This is a genomic window from Photobacterium sp. 2_MG-2023 (genome assembly GCF_030547675.1).
In the GTDB taxonomy this organism is placed as follows: Bacteria; Pseudomonadota; Gammaproteobacteria; order Enterobacterales; family Vibrionaceae; genus Photobacterium; species Photobacterium arenosum.
The window spans coordinates 105,459-129,204 of record NZ_JAUOQQ010000005.1 but is presented as its reverse complement, the minus strand read 5'-3'; the positions used below and the strand labels follow the sequence as shown (position 1 = coordinate 129,204).

Here is a 23,746-nt window from a genome sequence, read left to right as displayed (position 1 = left end):
ATTGGGTTAAGGAGAAACTATGCCTCAAATCAGTCGCTCTGCACTGGTCCCGTTCAGTGCCAAGCAAATGTTTGACCTGGTGAACGATGTTGAGTCTTATCCGGCGTTTTTGCCGGGATGCTCTGGCACCAAAATTCTGGAAAGCTCTACTGAACATATGATGGCGGCAGTAGACGTTTCCAAGGCTGGGATCAAAAAAACCTTTGTGACTCGTAATCAGTTAGAAGGCATTCATAAGATCAGCATGCAGCTGGTGGAAGGGCCGTTCCGTAAACTGGTGGGTGGCTGGCACTTTACCGAGCTGGATACCGATGCCTGTAAAGTGGAGCTGAAGCTGGATTTTGAATTCACCAATGCGCTGGTGGAAGCGGTGTTTGGCAAGGTGTTTCATGAGCTGACCAGCAACATGGTGAATGCCTTTACCCAGAGGGCCAGGGAAGTTTATGAGCTCTGAGCAGAATAATCTGATCCATGTTGAGGTGGTGTACGCGCTGCCTAATACTCAGCGGGTGATCAAGCTGGCGATTACCCCGGATACGCCCGTACAGGAGATCATTGAACGCTCCGGGGTGCTGGAAATGTATCCGGAGATCGACCTGAAAAAGAACAAGGTCGGGGTGTTTAGCCGTACGGTGAAGCTGGATGCCAGAGTGCATGAAGGGGATCGGATAGAGATTTATCGCCCCTTGCTGGCCGATCCGAAAGAGATCCGCCGCAAGCGCGCCGAGCAGGCCAAGCAGGAAGCCCTGGCGGCCAAGAAAGCCAAAGGCGACGCTGTGCCGGAATCCGATGCGCCAGATACGTCACACGCGACAGACGAGTAGGACAGCAGTGCTGAGCCCTGATGCGGCCTCTTAAAGCGCTTTCTGCGCCGCCACAGTTCAATTTATTGTCGGATTTACTGTCGGATAACAAAAAGAAAAGCTCGCCTTGGCGAGCTTTTTGTGTTCTGGCGCTGAATCTGTAGGTTTCACCGCTTAATTTAACGGGTCGTTGAAATTCGGCCCCGGCTGATAATCCCCTGTCATGCGGGTCAGCAAGCGGTTTTGATCAAAGGTTAAAACCAGATCTTTTTGTTCCGGCTCATCGTGGCCCGGTTTGTGATAGAACACATAATACCAGGTGTTCGGGTATTCAGGCTCTACCAGCATCGGCGAGCCAAGCACATAACGCACCTGTTCCTGATTCATGCCGTATCTGAGGTTATCGATATCTTTTTCATCAAGATAGTTGCCCTGATTGATATCAATACGGTAGACCAAGCGTTCAACCAAAGAGCAGCCGCCCAGCAGGCTGACGCTCAACGCTAACGCGGCAAAAGTTTTCCAGTTCATAGCATCCCGGCAAAATAATCAGTTCTGCTTGTGATGATAAGCAAGTTAGTGGCAGAAGTAAAAGCACTAGGTGGGTAACTCCCGCATAATGCAAAGATTAAGCGGGAGTTCAGACGCTGGAATGGTCAGAAAGTTGCATCAGTGGTGCGATTAACCGCCCACTTTCTGCGCCGGATCATGCTGCTACCAGCAATTCCTTGGCATTGGCCAGCGTGCGCTCTGTGATCTCACTGCCGCCCAGCAGGCGGGCCAGCTCGCTGATCCGTGAGCTTTCATCCAGCGCTTTCATCTGGGTTTCGGTCTGGCCTTTGGCGGTCTTTTTAGCAACGAACATCTGCTGATGCCCGCAACCGGCAACCTGTGGCAAGTGGGTCACGCAGATCACCTGCGTCGAGGTGCCCAGTGTGCGCAGCATACGGCCGACAATTGCGGCCGTCGGGCCACTGATACCGACATCCACTTCATCGAAAATCAGGCTGGGTGTTTCCACTTTCTGAGCGGTGATCACCTGGATGGCCAGAGAGATACGTGACAGCTCACCGCCCGAGGCGACTTTGCCCAGTGGCTGCAGCGGCTGGCCCGGGTTGGTGGAGACCATGAAGGTAATGGTGTCGAAACCCAGCGGGGTCAGCATACGTTCCGGATCGCTGTGGATATCAATCTGGAAAATCGCTTTTTCCATGCTCAGCTCATGCATGCTGTGCGAGATTTTCTTGTTCAGCTCTTTGGCGTAACGCTGGCGGCTTTTGCTCAGTTTTTCCGCGCTGTCGAGAAAGCTCAGGCGTTTGGCTTCTACCGCATCGGCCAGGGCATCGAGTTTTTCGTCGCTGCCGTCCAGGTTGTCAAGCTCCAGCAGCAACTCCTGATGTTTCTGCCACAGTTCCGCAGGCATCACATAGTGTTTACGGGCCAGCGACATGATTTTCGCCAGACGCTCTTCCAGATAGACCAGACGCTGCGGGTCCATATCCAGATCGTCCATATAGCCGCGCAGCTCCTGGCTGGCTTCCTGTACCTGAATAATGGCTTCTTCCAGCATCGGGGCCAGGGTGCTGAGCTTGCTGTCCATTTCGCCCAGCTCAAGCACTTGCTGACTGGCTTGCTGCAGTAACTGCAGTGCATTGACCTCATCTCCTTCGTACAGCAAGGCGAGGGCATGCTGGCTGGTGAGCGCGAGATCGCCGGAATTGGACAGGCGCTTGTGCTCTTCTTCGATCTCAGCAAATTCGTCTTCACCCAGCGCCAGATCATTAAGCTCTTTGACCTGATACTGGATCAGCTGCTTTTGCGCTTCGTTATCGGCGCGGCTCTGGCTCAGGCGGTTCAGCTCGTTTTTGGCATGCCGCCAGGCTTGATAATCACTGCTGACTTTTTCCATCAGGGCATGATGGCCGGCATAGTTGTCCAGCATTTCCTGCTGGTGCTCCGGGCGCATCAGCAACTGGTGTGCATGCTGACCATGGATGTTGATCAGCAGCTGGCCCAGCGCTTTTTGCTGAGAGGCGGGCACTGGGCTGCCATTGATGAAGCCACGGGAGCGGCCTTCTTTGGTCACTACACGGCGAAGGATACACTCGTCGCCTTCAATCAGCTCGTTGTCTTCCAGCCAGCGGCGGGCAGCCTGATTGTTGCGCAGCGAGAAGGTTGCGTGAATTTCTGCTTTGTCTTCACCGGGACGGACCATGCTGGCTTCAGCACGGTCGCCCAGGCATAAGCCAAGGGCATCAATCGCTATAGATTTACCTGCACCGGTTTCACCTGTGATGGTTGTCATCCCAGATTTCATTTCAAACTCGAGATTTTTGACAATTGCAAAATTAGAGATCGTCATGTGTGCCAGCATCTGTGTTCACCTGTCTAAATCAACACCTGTTTATTTGCACAGTATATACTGTATCTACATACAGTAAAGTGGCGGTGAACGGATTTATGGTGAAAATTGTGATTAAGGTTAAGTTTCTGCTGACATTAAAAAAGCCAGCACAAGGCTGGCTTAACAAAGACGTAGGTTTGATTTCAGAACAGCTTGCTCGACCAGCCTAACTTGCCGCGCAGTATGTTGTAGTAGCTGTAGCTTTTCGGGTGGATCAGCTGCAGGTGATCCGGACTCTGATAGATGTGAATTTCATCGCCCGGGCTTACGGGCAGCGACACCTGTCCGTCGCAGCTCACTTCCAGTGTCCGTCCGTCGTCAGGGACAATCAGCTTGATCCTGCGGTTGCCGTCCACCACCAGCGGGCGGCATGACAGGGTATGGGGAAACATAGGCACCAGGGTGATGGCATTCAGGCTCGGCGAGAGGATCGGGCCGCCGCCGGACAGCGAATAGGCCGTGGAGCCGGTTGGGGTGGCGATGATCAGGCCGTCGGAGCGCTGCGAAAACGCAAAGCTTTCATCGATATAGACCTCGAACTCAATCATATGGGCGATCTTGTCCGGGTGCAGTACGGCTTCATTGAGCGCTGTATTGCGGCTTTTTATCTGGCCATGACGGTGAACTTCGGCTTCCAGCAGGAAACGCTGTTCGGTGACGAACTCGCCGTCCAGCACCTTTTCCAGCTCTTGCTCGAAGTTGTCCGGATCTAAATCAGTCAGGAAGCCCAGATTACCGCGGTTAACGCCGATCACCGAGATATCAAAGCGCGAGAGTACCCGTGCGGCGCCTAACATGTTACCGTCCCCCCCGACGACAATGGCCAGGCTGGCGCGGTCACCTATGGTGAGCAAATCGCACAGCGCTTCAGCGGGCACATCCAGATCATGGGCTAGACGATGATCAACCAGTACCTGGTAGCCTTTGGCGGTCAGCCAGTTGTACAGGCTGGTGTGGGTGTGAAGCGCGTCAGGATTTCTCGGCTTGCCAACCAGGGCGATGATTTCAAAAGGGCGCGTCATGTCCTTGATCCAACGGGTAAGAATGGGGCCAGTATAGCCTTAGCAATAAGGAAATGTCGCCCTTTGTCGTCGATATCGGGTTGAATCGTTGAACTTCATCCCCATAATATGCCCATCACGTTTTAATAGTGGCCGGCAAGTTGCGCCTTACGTAACCTATCGGCCATGCATATCACCCTTTTTGAGCTTAGCGGAGTAGCGAAAGCATGAGCAAGAAAGACGAAGTGTTGAACGAAGAAGAACTGCAGCAGGCGCAGGCGGAAGCAGCAGGCGCTGAAGCGGCCGCAGACAACGCGGAAGAGCTAACGCTGGACGAGTTGGCACTGTCCCGTATTGAAGAACTGGAAGCCGCGCTGGCTGTCAGTGAAGCCAAAGTGAAAGAGCAGCAGGATTCAGTACTGCGTGCCCGCGCTGATATTGAGAATATGCGCCGTCGTACCGAGCAGGAAATCGACAAAGCCCGTAAGTTTGCGCTGGAAAAATTTGCCGGCGAGCTGCTGCCTGTGATCGACAACATGGAGCGTGCGCTGGAACTGGCTGATAAAACCGACGAGACATTAAAGCCAATGCTGGAAGGCGTTGAGCTGACCCTGAAAACCATGACGGACACGGTAGAGAAATTCGGTCTGAAAGCGATCAACCCTATGGGTGAAGCGTTCAACCCGGAATTCCACCAGGCGATGTCGATGCAGGAAAGCGCAGAGCATGCGCCTAACACCGTAATGATGGTGCTGCAGAAAGGGTATGAGCTGAACGGCCGTGTGGTTCGTCCGGCTATGGTGATGGTCGCTAAGGCTGCACCTGGCAGCAATGTCGACACTCAGGCCTGATGTGCCTGACGGGCAGGCCGAGTGATGAAAGCCCACTCTGGTGGGTTTTTATTTTTTACATTTTTTTTCGATCTGCCCCTTGAAAAGGTCTCTGATGGCCTTATTTAGTAGTCATACGATAGCGTAATTGAATTAATTGAGGGCCTTGGCCCCCATGCTCGATTCTGCATTACGCAGAACGAAGCCAGTAAACCAACGAATTTCGGAGAAAGCCAGATGGGTAAAATCATTGGTATTGACTTGGGTACAACCAACTCATGTGTAGCTGTACTGGATGGTGATAAGCCACGCGTTATTGAGAACGCAGAGGGTGATCGCACTACGCCTTCTATCATCGCTTATACACAGGATGGCGAAACACTGGTCGGTCAGCCTGCGAAACGTCAGGCGGTGACAAACCCAGAAAATACCCTGTATGCAATCAAGCGTCTGATTGGTCGCCGCTTCGAAGACGAAGAAGTACAGCGCGACATCGAAATCATGCCTTTCAAAATTGTGAAAGCAGACAACGGTGACGCTTGGGTGGAAGCGAAAGGTCAGAAAATGGCCGCGCCTCAGGTTTCAGCAGAAGTGCTGAAGAAAATGAAGAAAACCGCTGAAGACTACCTGGGCGAGAAAGTGACAGGCGCAGTAATCACTGTTCCTGCCTACTTCAACGATGCTCAGCGTCAGGCTACCAAAGATGCCGGCCGCATCGCGGGTCTGGAAGTGAAGCGTATCATCAACGAACCGACTGCTGCTGCTCTGGCTTATGGCCTGGACAAGCAAGGCGGTGACCGCACTATCGCGGTATACGACCTGGGTGGTGGTACCTTCGATATCTCTATCATCGAGATTGATGAAGTTGAAGGCGAGAAGACGTTTGAAGTACTGGCAACCAACGGTGACACACACCTGGGTGGTGAAGACTTTGATAACCGTCTGATCAACTATCTGGTTGACGAATTCAAGAAAGATCAGGCCATCGATCTGCGTAAAGATCCACTGGCGATGCAGCGTCTGAAAGAAGCGGCAGAAAAAGCTAAAATTGAGCTGTCTTCTGCTCAGCAGACTGACGTGAACCTGCCGTACATCACTGCAGATGCGACAGGTCCTAAGCACATGAACATCAAAGTGACCCGTGCCAAGCTGGAGTCACTGGTTGAAGATCTGGTACAGCGTTCTCTGGAGCCAATGAAAGTGGCACTGGCTGACGCCGACCTGTCTGTAGGCGAAATCACTGACGTTATCCTGGTGGGTGGTCAGACCCGTATGCCTATGGTTCAGGCCAAAGTGGCTGAGTTCTTCGGCAAAGAAGCACGTAAAGATGTTAACCCGGACGAAGCCGTTGCCGTAGGTGCTGCGGTTCAGGGTGGTGTACTGGCCGGTGAAGTTAAAGACGTTCTGCTGCTGGACGTGACCCCGCTGTCTCTGGGTATCGAAACCATGGGCGGTGTGATGACCAAGCTGATCGAGAAGAACACCACGATTCCGACCAAAGCGGAGCAAGTGTTCTCGACAGCAGAAGACAACCAGAACGCGGTAACCATCCATGTGCTGCAGGGTGAGCGTAAGCAGGCGAACTTTAACAAGTCCCTGGGTCAGTTCAACCTGGAAGGTATTCAGGCAGCACCTCGCGGTATGCCTCAGATTGAAGTTATCTTTGACCTGGATGCTGACGGTATCCTGCACGTGTCTGCAAAAGACAAGAGCACAGGTAAAGAGCAGAAGATCACTATCCAGGCATCTGGCGGTCTGAGCGACGACGAAATCGAGAAAATGGTACAGGAAGCAGAAGCTAACAAAGAAGCGGACAAGAAGTTCGAAGAGTTAGTCTCTGCCCGTAACCAGGCTGACCAGCTGGTACACGGTACCCGTAAGCAAATCGAAGAAGCGGGCGACGCACTGCCTGCGGATGAGAAAGAGAAGATCGAAGCCGCGGTTTCTGAACTGGAAGAAGCACGTAAAGGCGAAGATAAAGAAGCGATTGATGCCAAAGTACAGGCGCTGATCGCGGCTTCTCAGAAGCTGATGGAAATTGCCCAGCAGCAAGCTCAGGCCCAGCAAGCGGACAGCGGTGAGCAGACTCAGTCGAAAGACGACGATGTTGTAGACGCCGAGTTCGAAGAAGTAAAAGACGATAAAAAATAAGAGTGTGATCTCATAATCTTATTTGGGCACGGGCGTTTGGGGTTACTCTTACGCCCGCAGCTGTATAAGCAGGTGACAGTTTAATTATGTCAAAACGTGATTTTTACGAAGTGTTAGGCGTAGGCCGTGACGCCAATGAGCGTGACATCAAAAAGGCTTATAAACGTCTGGCGATGAAGTACCACCCGGACCGTAATCCGGGCGATGAAACAGCGGCGGACAAGTTCAAAGAAGTGAAAACCGCCTATGAAATTCTGACCGATCCTCAGAAGAAAGCGGCCTACGACCAGTATGGCCATGCAGCCTTTGAACAAGGCGGTATGGGCGGTGGCGGCGGCTTCGGCGGCGGTGCAGATTTCAGCGACATCTTTGGTGATGTGTTCGGCGATATCTTTGGTGGCGGTGGCCGTCGTGGTGGTGGTCAGCATCGTGCTCAGCGCGGCGCCGATTTACGCTACAACATGGAGCTGACGCTGGAGGAAGCGGTACGCGGCTGCAGCAAGGAAATTCGCGTTCCAACCCTGGTAAACTGTGATACCTGCGAAGGTTCAGGGGCGAAGAAAGGTTCCTCGCCAACGACCTGCGGAACGTGTCACGGTGCTGGCCAGGTGCAGATGCGTCAGGGCTTCTTCGCGGTACAGCAAACCTGTCCTCACTGTCATGGCCGCGGCAAGATCATTTCTGATCCTTGCGGTAAGTGTCATGGTCAGGGCCGGGTTCAGGAAACCAAAACCTTGTCGGTGAAGATTCCTGCCGGTGTGGATACGGGCGATCGTATTCGCCTGACCGGTGAAGGTGAAGCCGGAGAATTCGGCGCACCAGCCGGGGATCTCTACGTACAGGTGCATGTGCAGCAGCACGCGATTTTCGAGCGCGATGGCAACAACCTGTACTGCGAAGTGCCGGTCAGCTTTACCATGGCGGCACTGGGCGGCGAAGTGGAAGTACCGACACTCGACGGTCGTGTCAGCCTGAAAGTACCGACGGAAACGCAGACCGGACGCATGTTCCGTATGCGCGGTAAAGGCGTGAAGTCTGTCCGTGGCGGTGCAGTTGGCGATCTGATCTGTAAGCTGGTGGTTGAAACACCGGTGAACCTGAGCACTCGCCAGAAAGAACTGTTGCAGGAGTTTGAGAACACGCTGGCGGGCTCTGATGCCAAAAAGCACAAGCCACGTTCGGAAGGTTTCTTCGACGGCGTGAAAAAGTTCTTTGATGATCTGACCGGTTAACCTCTGAGTCATATACCTTAAAGGCCAGCATTATGCTGGCCTTTGTCGTTTCTGCCGCTGCCAGCTTGTGCCAGCCGCTTTACCAGCACTCAGACGGGACAGTGGTGCCATTGTGTAACAGCGCAATAGAGCCGCATTCCTGCGCCCCATCTTTGCTTTCGGCCCACAGCCGGTATGTGCCACTCTCCAGTGCAATCCGGTAGGAATAGAAGGGGTTGTCATAACGGCAGGCAGGACAGAGTGCGGCGGACAACTGCGCCGGATATGCCTGACCCTGAGAGCGCTGCTGTTCAATGGCGAGCTGCAACATAATGAGATCGGCCTGGGCCTGACGCAGATAGGCTTTTTGCTGGTGTGCCTGATAGGCCGGCAGGGCTGACATCGCCAGTATGCCTGCCAGGGTAACGACAATCAGCAGTTCGATCAGCGTCACTCCTTGCTGGTTTCTTGATTTCCTCATCTTTTTTTCCTTTCGATTCATGTCACTAAGTCGGTGCTTTGCAGCTGCGTCTTGCCGTTGTTTTGCCATCCTATTGCGCGGTGAAAAAGGTTCGGGAGCAGGTCAGGTGAGAAGTTGGGAGTCAGCGACAGAAAACATGCCATTCAGGCAAATGCGGTTACATTGTATTGCGAGCGTCAGAGGGATGACGCTGATTGAAGCCATAGTGGTGTTATCTGTCATCATGTTGATAGCTACCGTGGCCACGCCTTCATTTTCCGACGTCTTTGCCACTCAGCGCCTGCACCGTTTGGTCAGTGAGCTGGAATGGTTGCTGGTCCTGGCCAAATCGGAAGCTGTGATGCGCGGCGAAGATGTATCGATTGGTTTAGAGACCGTCCCGCACCATACTGCTCTGCACCATACCGTTCTGCACCATACTATGACGACGTCGCAGCCCGGGTCTGACGACTGGATAATCCTTGCCAGGCTGGCAGATGGCGAGCCTGTGCTAAAACCGCTGTCCGCCGCTGATTTTCCGCACCTGACACTGTCGCGGAGCTTTGCCAGTGATGTTCTGACAGTGGACAGCCTGACAGGACGTCCTCACGCCGCAGGCAGCTTTTTTGTCGGCCGGGACGGCAAGTCGCAGGTCAGGATCACTTTCAGCAATGTCACCGGCAGAATCTATGTCTGCAGCCTGAGCGCGGAGGCCGGTTATGCCCAGTGCTGAAAAACTCAGCAGGCAGGGCGGGTTCAGCCTGATAGAGCTGACGGTTGCGACAGCATTGAGCCTGATGGTGCTGTCATTACTGGTGCACTTGCTGATGGCCGGAAAACAGGCGGCACTGAGCCGTTCGTTGCAGCTGATCCTGGCTCAGGATGTGCAGGATGCGTGGCGCATGCTCTCGGGGGATGTGCGTCGGGCCGGTTTTCAGACCGCAGAGTCCGGGACACCGCTTTTACTGCCGGGGGCGGTTCTCACGGTACATGTTACGGCCGGACACTGCCTGGTGATGAGTTACGAGCTGGAAGGTCGTACTGTGGTGAAGGCCTACTACCGGCAAGACGGTGAATTAAGAGTGCGTTCGTCGCACGACACTTTTTCTACCCCGGAGCAGGCATGTCAGGGCGGACAGGCACTGCTGGATTCGCGCTGGATGACAGTGACCGGCTGGCAGGTTCAGTCTGACACTTCTCCGGCGGCAGGTATTCAGGGTCAGCTACTGTCTGTCCGTCTTTCTGTCTCATCGCTGGATAGCTCCGCGCAGCTTGATGAAACGATGGCGCTGAGGGTCAGAAATCCGTGATGAAATTTCAGCGAGACCCTGTCAGGACTCAGCAAGGCATGAGCACTTTACTGATCAGCAGCCTGATGCTGTCCGTGGCGATGGTCTTTGTGATGACCAGCTACAGCACCAGCTTTTATCAGGTCAAACGCGCTCAGAATACCGTATTTTCGCGTCAGGCATTCTGGCTGGCAGAAGGCGCTCTGGCTTGCGGACTTGGCCTGATAGCTGAGCATTTTCAGCGCCAGCCGGTCAGTGCCGATCCACAGGCGTTTTCTGACAGCGGGTCTGCGGTTTGCCCGTCAATACAAGGCGACGGACATATAGCGGTGCGGATCGCACCTTTGGCAAACGGAAGCTATCAGGTGAGCGCCGAAGCCAGAGTGGATGGCAGGGCTAGGGTGAGGCTTCAGCAGATTGCTGTGGTGAGGGTGTGCAACTCAGGTGCTGAGCCGTTATCGGCCAGCGAAGAGCCAGAGTGCGTGGCTCTGGGATCTTTGCCGCAAGCGCAAGAGCGGCTGGTTTATCAGATTCGCTGGCTGCACGGGTCCTGGCGTGATGTCTGATGCCATAAAGCCGGTAGCGGACAAACAGCGAGGGTTCAGTCTGGTGGAAGTACTGGTGTCGCTGCTGCTGGTCAGTGTCGGTCTGGCCGGGCTGATGAAGCTGCACGCTTATCTCAACCTACAGGTAGATAATGCTCTGGTCATGCTTACTGCGGTGAATCTGGCGGAATCGCACTTAGAACATCTGCACCTTGAGAGCCTGCACTTAGCAAGTCTGCGCGCTGATCCGCAGCCGGGACAGCATACGCACACAGAGCAGCATGCTTTGCATAGTGTCACTATCCTTTTGGAGGCTGTGGTTGGTCATGACACTCAGCCGGGTGGCATCTCAACGGTGACAGTACAGGCAAGCTGGCAAGATCGCTGGCACCGGGAACATCAGGTGACTCTGGAGACCAGAATGCTGCTTGCCCTGCATTAAGTTTCAGCGGTAATTTTCTGCTGTGACTGAGTCTTGTCTGTCAGTGCGGACGGGCAGAATTTGCCGGTACGCGGTTAAGGTTATAGAAGGGTAGAATACGCAGGAATGAGCTTTGGGGTTATAATGCTCTAAAAGCTGTACAAGCTGAACATTCATTAAATATCAAGGCGTTATATTTATTTGGCTTGCCATGATCCTTTCGTGTGAAATGCTGTACAAGACAGAGCTGACAGCTAACTGAAAAGCTGTACATGGTAGTTTGTTACATCTGACACTGAAGCGGCCACAGCACGCCAGTCTCAATATTGAACAGCAAATAAAGTCAGTCTCATGGTGTATGCTTATGTGACTATGATCGCAAATTTATTACAAGGTGGCGTCCGGTGCTGAGCGTAAATAGTCAACTTGCCCTCTGGCAGTGTTTTGGTGGTGTACGGCATGCTTGTCTGGCGGCTGACAGGCGAGCGGCTTTGCTTGCCTGCCTGCTGTGCTTTGGTGGCGGACTGGGCCTGAGCACAGAGGCGGCTGCGACGCCCTGGGAGCAGTTTCGTGCCCCGACTGCAGGCAGTCCGCAGTCGATTGGCAGTTACAGCAATGGCTGTCTGGCCGGTGCGAAAGTCCTGCCCGAACAGGGAGAAGGCTATCAGAGGGTCAGATCGGAGCGCGGGCGCTTTTACGGTCATGAGAGCATGATTACTTTTTTGGAGCAATTGTCGGCGAAGGCGAAAAAATTGTAGTTGGGTAATTTGCTGGTCAGTGATATCGCCATGCCGCGCGGCGGTCGGTTTCGCTCAGGGCATGCCAGTCATCAGACCGGACTTGATGCCGATATCTGGCTGACGACATTAGAGCAACCGGCCTCTCAGCAGGCACTGCCTGAGCTGCAACCTTTACCTATGGTTGATCTCAAGGCATACCGCATTATCAAAGACAATTGGTCGGCCAGCCAGGCGAACCTGATCCAGCTGGCAGCGTCAGATGCTAACGTGGCGCGCATATTCGTCCACCCTGTTATAAAAGAACAGCTGTGTGACGCGCAATGGACAGATCGCAGCTGGCTGCGCAAGGTAAGACCCTGGTGGGGACATTACTACCATTTTCATGTCCGTCTGCATTGCCCGCAGGGAAGTCAGCAATGCAAGGAACAGTTACCGCCGCCTCCGGGCGATGGCTGCGGGGCAGAGTTGCTTTCCTGGCAACCCAAACCTGCAGCGGAAAAGAAAACGGCCAGCGCCAAGCCGGTTAAGAAACGGCCTGTGCTGAAACCGCTTCCGCCTGCGGGTTGCATGGCGATGCTGAATGCCCCTGCTCAGGATGCGGACAGAGACAAATACGCCAAAGAGCAGCGCGCACTCAGGGAGCAGTCTCAGTAGCGCAGTTACGCCATTCCCTGCAACACCACAAACTTCTCAAGCAATTGCTCCTCGGTCTCGACATGTGCGGGATCGAGGATAATGCAGTTATTGATCGGGCAGACTGACTGGCAGGTCGGTTTGTCGTAATGGCCTTGGCATTCAGTGCAGCGGTCAGGATCAATCTCATAGATCTCTGCCCCCATGCTGATGGCATCGTTCGGACATTCGGGATCGCACATGTCGCAGTTGATGCATTTGTCTGTAATCAATAAAGCCATAATTTTTACGTCCGAGGAGGTTCTTGTCACAGGGTAAAGCGGGTGTGCGATCCTTTGCCGGTTAACTGCGCTTTGTGATGTTTCCCCAAAAAATGAAAGGAGTTAAAGCGGCAAAAAGTGTAGCACAGAAGTCAGGAACGCCCAATAAATTGGGGGAAACGGGTTTGTTATCGCCAAGAACGGGCTAATTTAGTGATTTAACGTTGTTTCTTCCTCAGCCGCAAATCAATAGTGTTCTGGCAATGTTGGTTTTTTATGCCATGGCTGACAAAGCGGCATCCGACATTATTGTTGAAATTGAGTGCATTATATCAATGGCCATTGTGAACAGTGGCTCTTGGATTGTGCGGGGGAGTGGTAAATGAAGGTGCGATTAGACCCCATAGCGTTGATTGTTGTTTCTATCTTACTGGGCTGGGGATGGACGGAAGTAACGACAGAGCCTGTATGCCAGCAGGAAATGGTGCAGCAGGGTGTGCGGTACACTATTCCTATCAAATGCTCAGATATTCCCAATGTGACGGTGAGTAGTTAGTCTGCCACCGTATTGCAGAGGAACAGCAATACGGTGGCGAACAGAAGCCTGTCAGACCGCGTTAGGGTTACGGGTGGTAGCGCCAGCGTTGAGATTGCGCATCAGTAACGCGAACGGTAGCGCCAGATCTTCCGGAACCGGAATAAACACAAAATGTCCGCTGCCTTTGGCATCTTCAATGGTTTCGGATTTACGGTTTTCCATGTGTTCCAGCGTAAAGGTGATATTACCGTTCGGTGTCATCAGCTCCAGGCTGTCACCCACCAGAAATTTATTTCTGACTTCGACTTCCGCCAGTGCACCGCGGCGCTTGCCGGTAAATTCACCCACGAACTGCTGGTTATCCGAAATAGAGTAACCATAGTCGTAATTCTGGTAAGCATCATGGGTGTGACGACGCAAGAAGCCTTCGGTGTAGCCACGGTGAGCCAGACTTTCCAGTGTCGACATCAGGCTTTCGTCAAACGGCTTGCCGGCCGCGGCATCATCAATCGCTTTACGGTACACCTGTGCCGTGCGGGCGCAGTAGTAGAAAGACTTGGTACGGCCTTCAATTTTCAGCGAATGTACGCCCATTTTGCTCAGGCGCTCAACATGCTGAACCGCGCGAAGATCTTTGGAGTTCATGATATAGGTGCCGTGCTCATCTTCAAACGCGGCCATTTTTTCATCCGGTTTGTGGCTTTCGCTCAGCAAAATGACCTGATCAGTCGGCTTGCCTTCACCCAGTGTGGGCGCGACGTCCTGCATCTGTACCGCGGAAGCGGGTTGTTGCACTTCTACAATCTGGCCGGCATCGTCTTCTTTGGCGGCTTCCGCCTTGTATTCCCAGCGGCAGGCGTTGGTACAGGTGCCCTGATTGGGATCCCGCTTATTCATATAGCCAGACAGCAGGCAGCGACCTGAGTAGGCCATGCAAAGCGCGCCGTGAACAAAGATCTCCAGTTCGGTTTGCGGGCATTTTTCACGGATTTCTTCGATTTCTTCCAGCGACAGCTCGCGGGAAAGAATCACCCGTTCAATCCCTTGCGTTGACCAGAATTTTACCGTCGCCCAGTTAACTGCATTGGCTTGCACCGACAAGTGGATAGGCATGTCAGGGAAGCTTTCTCTGACCATCATGATCAGGCCGGGATCAGACATGATTAAGGCGTCAGGGCCCATGTCGACAATCGGGGTCAGATCGCGGATAAAGGTTTTAAGCTTGGAGTTATGCGGCTGAATGTTGCACACCACGTAGAACTTTTTACCCTGGGCATGGGCTTCGTCGATACCTATCTTCAGGTTGTCGTGGTTGAACTCATTGTTGCGTACACGCAGGCTGTAACGGGGCTGGCCTGCATACACGGCATCGGCACCGTAGGCGAAGGCATAGCGCATGTTCTTCAGGCTGCCGGCAGGCGATAACAATTCAGGTTTAAACATAACTCGGGTTTCCCTTTTGGGTCAAAGTCTGATGTCAGATCAGGCCGCACTCCTGCTCACCGACAGGGCGAATTCATGGGAGGCGGAAAACAGAGGGCGAATTTTACTGTGAAGGCGGGGATCTGGCAAATATCCTGAATCTTGATAAGGGTATTAAGTAGCACAAAAGATGACAGCTGCTTAAAATGGATGTGAGCCATGTCTCATACTTTTTATGTTAGCGGTAAGAGTATTAGAGGTCTTAGCCGTTTAAGTTTACTTATTAACGGTGTTTTCTTATTGCATTGAGTTGGATATAAAAAAATGGATATAGCGTCGATCATTTCGTCTGTGTTTAGTATTTGGGTGGTGATGGCAATACTGGTAATTGTCATACTGCGTTCTTCTATTAAGTTTGTTCCGCAAAATACTGCTGTGGTCGTTGAACGATTCGGTAAATACCACAAAACCATGGAAGCGGGTCTGAATTTTATCGTGCCTATGATTGACCGGGTTGCCTACACCCAGACCCTGAAAGAGCAGGCGTACGATGTCCCGAGCCAGTCGGCCATTACCAAAGATAACATTTCCCTGATTGTTGACGGGGTGCTCTATATCAAGCTGATCGACCCTTACAAAGCCAGCTATGGCGTCGACAACTATATTTTCTCTGTCACCCAGCTGGCGCAGACCACCATGCGCAGTGAAGTGGGGAAAATGGACCTGGATAAGACGTTCGAAGAGCGTGAGAATCTCAATACGGCGATTGTGTCTGCCATCAACGATGCCGCCTTGCCATGGGGTGTTCAGGTACTGCGATATGAAATCAAAGATATTGAGCCGCCACGTTCAGTACTGGACGCCATGGAGCGCCAGATGAAAGCCGAGCGTGAAAAGCGGGCGGTTATTCTTGAATCTGAAGGTAAGCGCCAGAGCGAGATCAATATTGCCGAGGGTATGAAGCAGGCCCGGGTACTGGCAGCAGAAGCGGAAAGATCCGAGCAGGTTCTCAAAGCCGAAGGTGAAGCCCAGGCTATTCTGGCGGTCTCGAAAGCCGAAGCCGATGCGCTGGCGATTATCGGCCGGGTGGCATCTACCGAAGAAGGCCAGAAGGCAATCCAGCTGGATCTGGCGGGCAAGGCCATTCAGGCCAAAGAAGCGATTGCGAAAGAATCCTCTGTTGTTCTGCTGCCTGATGCTTCTTCTTCTGCGTCAAACATAGTGGCAGAAGCCATGACCATTATTCACCAGCTCAACCGTCAGCAGGGCAATTCGGCTAAAAGAACCGACCCGCACGAGGAACAGTAATGATGACGGATTTTTTTGGACTGAGCCCGGCTCAGCTGACCATAGTGATCGGCCTTATCCTGCTGGCCGTCGAGGTCTGGATGCTGGGGCTGTCGACTATTGTTTTGCTGGCCCTTGGTGTGTCAGCCATCCTGACCGGTACGCTGGCACTGGTGGGTGTGGTACCTGAAACCATGACAGCCCTGGTGGCGGTCAGCGGTATCGGCGCGGGCGTATTGACGCTGTTGTTGTGGAAACCGCTGAAACGCTCGCAGAAAGCGGAAAAACCGAAACAAAATATCAGCAGTGATTTTATCGGCCTGACGTTCCGGCTTGATGCCGCACTCAGCCATGAACAGCCGGGGACAGTAAAGTATTCCGGCATCAGCTGGAAACTGGTACTCAGCAGCGATTACACCGGTGAGCAGGTAGAAAAAGGCCGGGAAGTGGAAGTGGTGGCGGTGGATGTCGGTCGCTTTACTGTCAAGCCGGTGAATCACGCTTAAGCGAGTGTTTGTGAGGATTTCTTCCCTTGAAAAGGGGGAGGGACTGAACCGATTGCAGGAATCACAATGATTCCCTCCCTTTGGCAAGGGGAGGGTTAGGGCGGGGTTCGTGAAATGTGCACAGATTTGGCATTTGTGCTCGGTAACCCCCCGCCTGGCCGCCCCCTTGAAAAGGCAATGCGTTGTCAGACGCGTTCTTCCATGCCACCCAGTTCTTCAAACAGGTTAGGCAGTATGGCGGACAGCTCACCGCACATTAATGACAGATCAGCATCCAGACGCTGCGCCATGTCTTCACGGTCGATGTCGTCATTTTGCTCTCTCAGCTCATCGGAAAATTTCAGGCGCTTGAGTGACAGATCGTCGCCCAGCACAAAATCGATGCGCTCCTGCCAGTTGATAGCCAGTTTGGTTACCACTTTATCGGCTTCGATATGGGCCAGAATTTCATCACAGCTCAGGTCCTGCTGCTTACAGCGGATCACGCCGCCGTCTTCCAGAATGGCTTTCAGCTCGGCTTCTTCACCTATGGTAAAACCGTTAGGGGACTCGCCGGAGCGCACCCATTCTGTCAGTGTCTGCGCGGCTGGTTTGGCCACAGTCACAGGCACAACCGGCAGGCTGCCGATGGATTTACGTAGCAAGCCAAGCAGATCTTCGGCTTTTTTGAAGCTGCCGGCATCAACCAGCAACAATCCCTGCGCAGGCATGATCAGCGCATAGGTGTGGCTCTGACGGCTGAAAGCGCGAGGCAGCAGATCCATCACGATCTCATCTTTCAGGGTGTCTTTTTCATTTTTCTTTAGTTTACGGCCCTGTTCTTTCTCCTGCATCTCCACTTTGGCATTCAGTGATTCTTTGATCACAGAGGCGGGCAGCATTTTTTCTTCTTTGCGGGCACAGATCAGAATGTTGTCCCCGGCAAGGTGAGTATACATATCACCGTGTTTGCCCAGTGCTGAAACCCAGCCGAATTTTTGAATATCCTGGCTACCACAAGGGGTAAAGCGGAATTCTTCCAGTTGCTTCTCAAGCTCTTCCGGTTTGAAGTCAATCTCGCGACTGAAGCGATAGGTAAGCAGGTTTTTAAACCACAGCATAGTTGTGACTGATCCTAGGTGTGTGCATTGGGCCGACAATCTTATACCCAAGTTGCCTCACTTTGCTAGGTTCAGTGAGGTTTGCAAGCAGCACGGACAGAGGCTGCCGTCGGTATTCCCGTGGCCTGGCGGCAGAAAATCGTGTCTGGCAGTCGCAATTTTTTCTGTTGATCTGACCGTGATAGCACCTGGCTGAGGTACAATCGGCCCTTATCTTTTCTCTGGATCTCTCAGTATTTACACTAACGGCATGAAAATACTTCACACCTCAGACTGGCACCTCGGGCATCAATTACATGGCTATCAGCGCGATTATGAGCACCAGCAGTTTCTCGACTGGTTGGCCGATACGCTGGAACGCGAACAGGTCGATGCCCTGCTGGTGGCCGGCGACATTTTCGACAGCGCCAATCCGCCGGCCAGTGCCTGGCGTATGCTGTACCGTTTTCTGGCCCGGTTAGCGAAAACCCTGCCAGAGCTGAACGTGGTGATGACGGGCGGCAATCATGATTCGCCCAGCAAGCTGGATGCGCCTCATGAACTGTTAAAAGCCTTTGACCTGCATCTGGTCGGTGGTATCAGCCGCGATGATCAGGGCCGGCTGGAGATGGACAGATTGCTGGTGCCGCTGACCAACCGCAGCGGCGCTACGACAGCCTGGGTGCTGGCGGTGCCGTTTCTGCGCAGCAGTGATCTGCGCACTGACGATCTCAGCGAAGATGACGATCGCCTGATCAAAGGTGTCGAAACACTCTACCAGCAGGTGACCGACGCCGCCCGGAAGGTCCAGCAGCCAGGTCAGGCACTGATTGGCATGGGGCATGTCTATATGGCTTCCGGCCAGTTATCTGAAATGTCTGAGCGCCGGGTGCTGGGCGGTAACCAGCATGCATTGCCAGCCTCTGTCTTCCCTGATGATCTCTGCTATGCCGCGCTGGGCCATCTCCATCTTGCCCAGCGGGTCGCGAAAAAAGAGCACATACGGTATTGCGGCTCGCCGCTGCCTCTGTCGATGTCTGAACGCCACTACAAGCACCAGGTGGTATTGCTGGAGCTTGACGGGGAAAGCTTGTCGGGTATTACCCCGATCCCGGTACCCAGAGTGGTTGATATGCTCAGAGTTCCGGCTGAACCTCAGCCGCTGGATCAGGCTTTGAACGCCCTGAAAGCGTTAGCAAGCGGGGATGGTCCGAGGGAAACCCAGCCTTATCTGGAAGTGCCGGTGCTGCTTGATAAACCTCAGGCGATGCTGCGGGAGAAAGTGCTGCAGGCGCTGGAGGGGAAAGCAGTCCGGCTGGCGAAGATAACCACCCATTATCGTCAGCAGCAAGACGCGCCTTCGCTTGAACATCAGCGCTTGTCTGAAGTGAGTCCGCAGCAGGTTTTTGCTTTGAGCTGGCAACAGAAATATGACGGACAGCCACCCAGTGCGATGTGTGAGGCATTCGAGACATTACTCACGCGCATTGACGACGAAGAAGATAAATAACGGCAGACAGAGACGATGAAAATTCTGGCTTTGAGGGGCGAAAATCTCGCCAGCTTACAAACACAGTTTGAGATTGATTTTGCCAACGGGCGTCTGGGCGAGGCCGGTTTGTTTGCCATTACCGGCAAAACCGGGGCAGGCAAATCAAGCTTACTGGATGCGATTTGTCTGGCGTTATACGACCGCATTCCGCGTTTACAGTCGAACAAAAAAAATGATGCGGAAATCGGACGCGGCGACGATGAGAACCGCATCAGAGCCAACGATGTCCGCAGTATTCTGTCGCGGGGCAAAGCGGAAGCGTTTTCCGAGGTCGACTTTCAGGCCAATGATGGCTCCCGCTGGCGGGCACACTGGCAGGTCCGCCGGGCCAGAGGCAATGCGGAAGGGCGTGTGCAGCCTTCTGAGCAATGGCTGGAAAACCTCGAGTCCGGGCAGCGGTTTGCGGGTAAAAAACAAGAAGTGCAGCTGGAAATCGAGCGTCTGATCGGCCTGACCTTTGAGCAGTTCCGCCGGGCCGTGATGTTGCCGCAGGGCGAGTTCGCGGCATTTCTGAAAGCGGCTGCTGATGAGCGCGCGTCTTTGCTCGAGCGCATGACAGGCGGTGAAATTTACGGCCGGCTGTCGGTAGCCGCTTACGAAAGAGCCAGAGAAGAGAAACTGAAACTGCAACAGCTGCAGGAAAAGCTGGGTGATATTGCCTTACTCAGTGACGATGAAAAACTGGTATTGAACGCGCAGATCACTGCCCTGAAAACCCAGCTGGCCGAGCTTGATGCGCGGCTGGCGGCGCTGAGCCAGCATCAGCAGACGCTGAGCACAGAGAAAACGCTGCAGGAGCGGGTGGCGCAGAGTCAGCAGGCGCTGACTGAGGCGATCGCACACAGTACGCAGGCCACTCCCCGCACTGAATATCTGGCTAAGCTTGAGACAGCCCAGCCGGCGCGGGCAGACTTTACTTTGCTGACCCAGTCTGTGCAGCAAATCGGCCGTTTGCAGGCCTCACTGAACGACGCTCAGCAAGCGTTAGCGCAGGATCAGCAGCAGCGACTGGATGCCGATCAGGCCGTAGTGCAAGCCCGGCAGTCACTCGAACAGGCACAGCAAGACTGGCTGCTGCTGGAGCCCAGGCTGAAACAGGCACAGATGCTGGATCAACAGCGACAGGGGCTGGAGCAGCAACATCAGCTGCTGGTGCAGGATGCTCAGGCGCTGCAACAGCAACTGGAGCAGGAAGACAGGGAATACCGGCACCAGCAGAGTGCACAGCAGCAGTTGCAGGCGCAGGGCCAGCAGTTGTCCAAGCAACTGGAAGACAATCGTACTCTGGCTGCGGTAGCCGAACAGTTCCAGCCTGTGCTGGATAACCTGAAACAATATCTGACCGCCCACCGTTCCTTGTCCCGGCTCAGGAAAGACATGCAGCAAGGGTTGCAGGAGCAGCAGGCATACCGGCTCAATGACAGCAAGCTGAAACAAGAGAGTGAGCACCTGCTGACACAGCGGCAACAGCTGGAAAAACAGCGGACTGAGCTGAATGTCGACGAGGTGAGCGCGGCGCAGGAGCAGAGTCAGCAGGCTTACCGCCGCCATCAGCAACGTCTTGATGATCTGCGTCAGGCGATGGCCGCCACACAGGAATGGTGTGGCTTGCTGGATCAGCAAGGCCGGCTGATGCAGGAGCGACAGGAGCTGGAGTCAGCCCGTCTGCAGACAGAGCAGAAATTGCAGGCATTAGTGCCCGAGCTGAGTCTGCTCAGTGCACGGGCGGAAGAATCTGAATATCAGTTTCAGCAAAGTCAGGCCGTGCTGCAGCTGAGCGATTACCGCAGCCTGCTGAAACAGGATGAGCCATGTCCTTTGTGCGGCGGGCTTGATCATCCTTATGCCGCCAGTCATCCGGCAGTCGATAGCGTGCTGGAACAGCATAATCAACGCCGGCAGGCACTGGCGAAGCAGTTACAAGCGCTGGAAGGTGAACGCCATCATCTGGCGCAGCTGGTACCGCAATACACTCAACGCCTGGCGGTGATCAATGACGAGCTGGCCAGTATCGCTGCGGTAGCTGCGAAGATGGCGGTTCAGGCAGCCGATTGCGCCAAGGCATTGCACATTGAGTTTACTGAACAGATGCCCCTGGCCTCACTGCGTGAACAGCTGACTGCCTGGCAACATGAAGCCGGGCAATTATCCCCGCAACTGCGTCAGCTTCAGCAGCAGTATGAAAGCGGTCAGTTACACTTGCGGCAGGCCAGAGAACTGGAGCAGCAGTATCAGCAAGTGGTACAGGCTGAAAACAAACTCGCGCATGACATCCACCAGTTAGCTCAGGCAGAAGCAGGCCGGCAAGCCAGACTGACCTCGCTGGAAGAGCAGTGCGCTGAACAGCAGACCCTGCTCGGTCAGCGAGCCGAGACCCTGAACAAACAGTTCGGCAGCGAGGTCTGGCTGGAGGGCTTGCGTCAGCAGGGAGAAGAGCAATATACCCTGCAGTTAACCCGGCAGGCGGAGGATTACCTTAAGTGCCAGCAGGATCTGATCACCACAGACAAACAGCTGCATGCGTTGGCCCCGGAGCTGGCGCAGCGCCTGACCCGTATTCAGAATCTGCAGACACAACTGGCAGAAGCGAAGAACAAACAAGCGGCACTCAAGAGCCAGCTTGAGCAGCTATGGCAGGAAAGAAAAGCACTGGTGGGTGAGCAGGCACTCACTCCTATAGAATCGCAGCATAAAGCCGTAGTGGAAGCGGCCCGTCAGTCACTCAGCACCAGCGAGCAGCAGCAGCGGCAGGCCGGTGAGCGCCATGCCGCCACTCAGTCGGCCTTAAACAGCACGCAGCAACAATTACAAGAGGCCCAAACAGCGCACAGTTCAGTGCTGCAGCGCTGGCAGAGCTGGCATCAGAAGCTGGGGATGTCGGAGCAGGAACTGATGACCTTGCTAAGCAAGGATGAGGCGTGGCTGGCTGAGGAAAAAGCGGCGCTGCGAGTGATTGAGCAGGCACAGGCCGCCGCCCAGACCCGGTTGTCCGAACGGGAGCAGTCGCTGAAAGATCATCAGCCCAGAGTGGATGCCGCCAAAGCCTGGCTGACCGCGCAGGGCATGGCGCCGGAGGCTGAACGCCAGAGTGAGCATCAGGCTCAGTGGCAAGCGGACAAGCAGGCACTGGAAGAGCAGCATTTTACCCAGCGACAGCGTGTGGTGCAGGCGGAGCAGGCCGAACAACTGGCCGGTACTCTGACTCAGCAGTTGCAACAGCAGCAAGCGAGTACTGAACTCTGGCTGGAAATGAGTGAGCTGATAGGTTCTGCCAATGGGAATAAATTCAGAACGCTGGCGCAGGGACTGACATTGCAGCAACTGGTACTTCTGGCCAATGAGCATTTGCAGGATCTGGCGCCGCGCTATGCCCTTCAGCCTGTGCCGGGCAGCCCGCTGGCGTTGCAGGTTGTCGACCATGATATGGGCGATGAAGTGCGCAGTGTTGAGTCATTATCCGGCGGGGAGAGCTTTCTGGTATCGCTGGCACTGGCGCTGGCGCTGGCTTCACTGGCGGCTGATACCCGCCAGCTGGGTTCGCTGTTTATTGATGAAGGGTTCGGCACCCTGGATCCTGACAGCCTGGAAATGGCGCTGGCCTGTCTGGACGCCTTACAGGCCGATGGCCGCCAGATTGGGGTGATCTCCCATGTCGGCACACTGGTGGAACGCATTGGTGTCCAGGTGGCGGTCGAAGCCATGGGCGGTGGCCGCAGTCGGGTACGGATCCTGGGCTAAGCGGGATAAATCGCGGATATCATGACAGTTTGATAGCAATCGGGTGAAGCTTTTCGCCTCTTGGTCACAAAAGTGTCATACTTTATTCGGATAATGGCGCCAGACAGAGAGCTATGACTTAGGTATCGAGATTATGGTTAGACGGATTCTAGTGGTTGAGGATGAAGCACCGATCCGCGAAATGCTGTGCTTTGTGCTGGAACAAAAAGGTTATCAGACAATTGAAGCAGAAGACTATGATTCTGCGCTGGAGAAGATCTGTGAACCTTTTCCTGAGCTGATTCTGCTCGACTGGATGTTGCCGGGCGGGTCAGGGATCAACCTGATTAAACACCTCAAGCGCGATGAGGTCACCCGCAGCATTCCCGTTGTGATGCTGACAGCGCGTGGTGAGGAAGAAGATAAAGTACGTGGGCTGGAAGTGGGCGCGGATGACTACATCACCAAGCCTTTCTCTCCCAAAGAGCTGATGGCTCGTCTGAAAGCCGTGATGCGCCGTGTGTCACCGACGTCACTGGATGATGTGATAGACGTGCAGGGACTGAAACTGGACCCTGTCTCACACCGTGTGACTTCCAATGATGACCCGCTGGATATGGGGCCGACAGAGTTCAAGATGCTTCATTTCTTTATGACGCATCAGGAGCGGGTATACAGCCGCGAACAACTGCTGAACAATGTCTGGGGCACCAATGTCTATGTTGAAGACAGAACGGTTGATGTGCATATCCGTCGCTTGCGCAAGGCACTGGAGTGTGGCGGACACGATAAAATGGTACAGACGGTGCGTGGTGCCGGATACCGTTTTTCAACAAGGGTGTAATGACCACACAAAAGGACGATGAGTCAGTAGCTGGTTGTACGGCCGGGTTAAGC

22 protein-coding genes and 1 pseudogene are annotated in these 23,746 nt (G+C 54.1%); 16 read left to right on the top strand and 7 right to left on the bottom strand.

Annotated elements, in window-relative coordinates:
* The first annotated feature begins 19 nt into the window (after positions 1–19).
* Both Q4491_RS06220 and Q4491_RS06215 read left to right on the top strand, forming a co-directional pair.
* Positions 20–454, top strand: coding sequence for an SRPBCC family protein (locus Q4491_RS06220; protein WP_192016943.1), 435 nt, complete (start codon positions 20–22; stop codon positions 452–454).
* A complete protein-coding gene (locus tag Q4491_RS06215; protein WP_303455722.1) occupies positions 444–824 on the top strand; it encodes an RnfH family protein in 381 nt (126 codons plus the stop codon). The genes Q4491_RS06220 and Q4491_RS06215 overlap by 11 nt, the downstream gene beginning before the upstream one ends.
* Before the next feature lie 153 nt (positions 825–977).
* Here the strand turns inward: Q4491_RS06215 and bamE are convergent, their stop codons facing one another.
* The 3 genes from bamE to nadK form a co-directional block, all read right to left on the bottom strand.
* On the bottom strand, positions 978–1,334 hold the full coding sequence (gene bamE / locus Q4491_RS06210; RefSeq protein ID WP_218382732.1) for an outer membrane protein assembly factor BamE: 357 nt from the start codon (positions 1,332–1,334) through the stop codon (positions 978–980).
* A 175-nt stretch (positions 1,335–1,509) separates the two neighbouring features.
* The gene (gene recN, locus Q4491_RS06205; protein WP_303455720.1) at positions 1,510–3,177 is read right to left on the bottom strand and encodes a DNA repair protein RecN; all 1,668 of its coding nucleotides are present in this window, start codon (positions 3,175–3,177) and stop codon (positions 1,510–1,512) included.
* A gap of 173 nt (positions 3,178–3,350) precedes the next feature.
* A complete protein-coding gene (gene nadK / locus Q4491_RS06200; RefSeq protein ID WP_046218905.1) occupies positions 3,351–4,229 on the bottom strand; it encodes an NAD(+) kinase in 879 nt (292 codons plus the stop codon).
* A gap of 206 nt (positions 4,230–4,435) precedes the next feature.
* Here nadK and grpE point away from each other — a divergent pair, with 206 nt between their 5' ends.
* The 3 genes from grpE to dnaJ all read left to right on the top strand — a co-directional run bounded on the left by grpE (position 4,436) and on the right by dnaJ (position 8,421).
* Positions 4,436–5,059, top strand: a complete 624-nt coding sequence (grpE, locus tag Q4491_RS06195; protein ID WP_192016945.1) for a nucleotide exchange factor GrpE — start codon at positions 4,436–4,438, stop codon at positions 5,057–5,059.
* 216 nt (positions 5,060–5,275) lie between these two features.
* On the top strand, positions 5,276–7,189 hold the full coding sequence (gene dnaK, locus Q4491_RS06190; RefSeq protein WP_192016946.1) for a molecular chaperone DnaK: 1,914 nt from the start codon (positions 5,276–5,278) through the stop codon (positions 7,187–7,189).
* Between the two features lie 86 nt (positions 7,190–7,275).
* Complete coding sequence (dnaJ, locus tag Q4491_RS06185) at positions 7,276–8,421, top strand: molecular chaperone DnaJ (protein ID WP_192016947.1); 1,146 nt, start codon at positions 7,276–7,278, stop codon at positions 8,419–8,421.
* A gap of 79 nt (positions 8,422–8,500) precedes the next feature.
* Here the strand turns inward: dnaJ and Q4491_RS06180 are convergent, their stop codons facing one another.
* Positions 8,501–8,881, bottom strand: a complete 381-nt coding sequence (locus Q4491_RS06180) for a type IV pilin protein (protein ID WP_192016948.1) — start codon at positions 8,879–8,881, stop codon at positions 8,501–8,503.
* 106 nt (positions 8,882–8,987) lie between these two features.
* Here Q4491_RS06180 and Q4491_RS06175 point away from each other — a divergent pair, with 106 nt between their 5' ends.
* From Q4491_RS06175 to mepA, 5 genes and pseudogenes are all read left to right on the top strand, one after another.
* Positions 8,988–9,593: a Tfp pilus assembly protein FimT/FimU gene (locus Q4491_RS06175; RefSeq protein ID WP_303455716.1), complete on the top strand. Its 606-nt coding sequence runs from the start codon at positions 8,988–8,990 to the stop codon at positions 9,591–9,593.
* Positions 9,580–10,170 (top strand): prepilin-type N-terminal cleavage/methylation domain-containing protein, encoded by a 591-nt coding sequence (locus tag Q4491_RS06170; protein ID WP_303455715.1) that lies wholly within the window; start codon positions 9,580–9,582, stop codon positions 10,168–10,170. The genes Q4491_RS06175 and Q4491_RS06170 overlap by 14 nt, the downstream gene beginning before the upstream one ends.
* Complete coding sequence (locus Q4491_RS06165) at positions 10,170–10,715, top strand: hypothetical protein (RefSeq protein WP_303455713.1); 546 nt, start codon at positions 10,170–10,172, stop codon at positions 10,713–10,715. The genes Q4491_RS06170 and Q4491_RS06165 overlap by 1 nt, the downstream gene beginning before the upstream one ends.
* A complete protein-coding gene (locus tag Q4491_RS06160) occupies positions 10,708–11,136 on the top strand; it encodes a prepilin-type N-terminal cleavage/methylation domain-containing protein (RefSeq protein ID WP_237793922.1) in 429 nt (142 codons plus the stop codon). The genes Q4491_RS06165 and Q4491_RS06160 overlap by 8 nt, the downstream gene beginning before the upstream one ends.
* 383 nt (positions 11,137–11,519) lie before the next feature.
* A pseudogene (gene mepA / locus Q4491_RS06155) lies at positions 11,520–12,509 on the top strand (penicillin-insensitive murein endopeptidase).
* Positions 12,510–12,514: 5 nt separating this feature from the next.
* Here the strand turns inward: mepA and Q4491_RS06150 are convergent.
* Positions 12,515–12,769, bottom strand: a complete 255-nt coding sequence (locus Q4491_RS06150) for a YfhL family 4Fe-4S dicluster ferredoxin (RefSeq protein WP_192016953.1) — start codon at positions 12,767–12,769, stop codon at positions 12,515–12,517.
* Positions 12,770–13,130: 361 nt separating this feature from the next.
* Here Q4491_RS06150 and Q4491_RS06145 point away from each other — a divergent pair, with 361 nt between their 5' ends.
* Positions 13,131–13,304: a hypothetical protein gene (locus tag Q4491_RS06145; RefSeq protein ID WP_155804892.1), complete on the top strand. Its 174-nt coding sequence runs from the start codon at positions 13,131–13,133 to the stop codon at positions 13,302–13,304.
* 51 nt (positions 13,305–13,355) lie between these two features.
* On the opposite strand, the gene yegQ is transcribed toward Q4491_RS06145, so the two are convergent.
* Positions 13,356–14,729 (bottom strand): tRNA 5-hydroxyuridine modification protein YegQ, encoded by a 1,374-nt coding sequence (gene yegQ, locus Q4491_RS06140; RefSeq protein WP_303455709.1) that lies wholly within the window; start codon positions 14,727–14,729, stop codon positions 13,356–13,358.
* 303 nt (positions 14,730–15,032) lie between these two features.
* Here yegQ and Q4491_RS06135 point away from each other — a divergent pair, with 303 nt between their 5' ends.
* Positions 15,033–16,016, top strand: coding sequence for an SPFH domain-containing protein (locus tag Q4491_RS06135; protein WP_303455707.1), 984 nt, complete (start codon positions 15,033–15,035; stop codon positions 16,014–16,016).
* Positions 16,016–16,501, top strand: coding sequence for an NfeD family protein (locus Q4491_RS06130; protein ID WP_218382747.1), 486 nt, complete (start codon positions 16,016–16,018; stop codon positions 16,499–16,501). Before Q4491_RS06135 ends, Q4491_RS06130 begins: the two co-directional genes overlap by 1 nt.
* Positions 16,502–16,686: 185 nt before the next feature.
* On the opposite strand, the gene rdgC is transcribed toward Q4491_RS06130, so the two are convergent.
* Positions 16,687–17,598, bottom strand: a complete 912-nt coding sequence (rdgC, locus tag Q4491_RS06125; protein WP_192017055.1) for a recombination-associated protein RdgC — start codon at positions 17,596–17,598, stop codon at positions 16,687–16,689.
* Positions 17,599–17,851: 253 nt separating this feature from the next.
* Here rdgC and Q4491_RS06120 point away from each other — a divergent pair, with 253 nt between their 5' ends.
* From Q4491_RS06120 to phoB, 3 genes are all read left to right on the top strand, one after another.
* Positions 17,852–19,090: an exonuclease SbcCD subunit D C-terminal domain-containing protein gene (locus Q4491_RS06120; RefSeq protein ID WP_218382749.1), complete on the top strand. Its 1,239-nt coding sequence runs from the start codon at positions 17,852–17,854 to the stop codon at positions 19,088–19,090.
* Positions 19,091–19,105: 15 nt separating this feature from the next.
* Complete coding sequence (locus Q4491_RS06115; RefSeq protein ID WP_303455701.1) at positions 19,106–22,870, top strand: AAA family ATPase; 3,765 nt, start codon at positions 19,106–19,108, stop codon at positions 22,868–22,870.
* 133 nt (positions 22,871–23,003) lie between these two features.
* Entirely contained in the window at positions 23,004–23,693 is a 690-nt protein-coding gene (gene phoB / locus Q4491_RS06110) for a phosphate regulon transcriptional regulator PhoB (RefSeq protein WP_046218890.1), read from the top strand.
* The last annotated feature ends 53 nt before the right edge of the window (positions 23,694–23,746 follow it).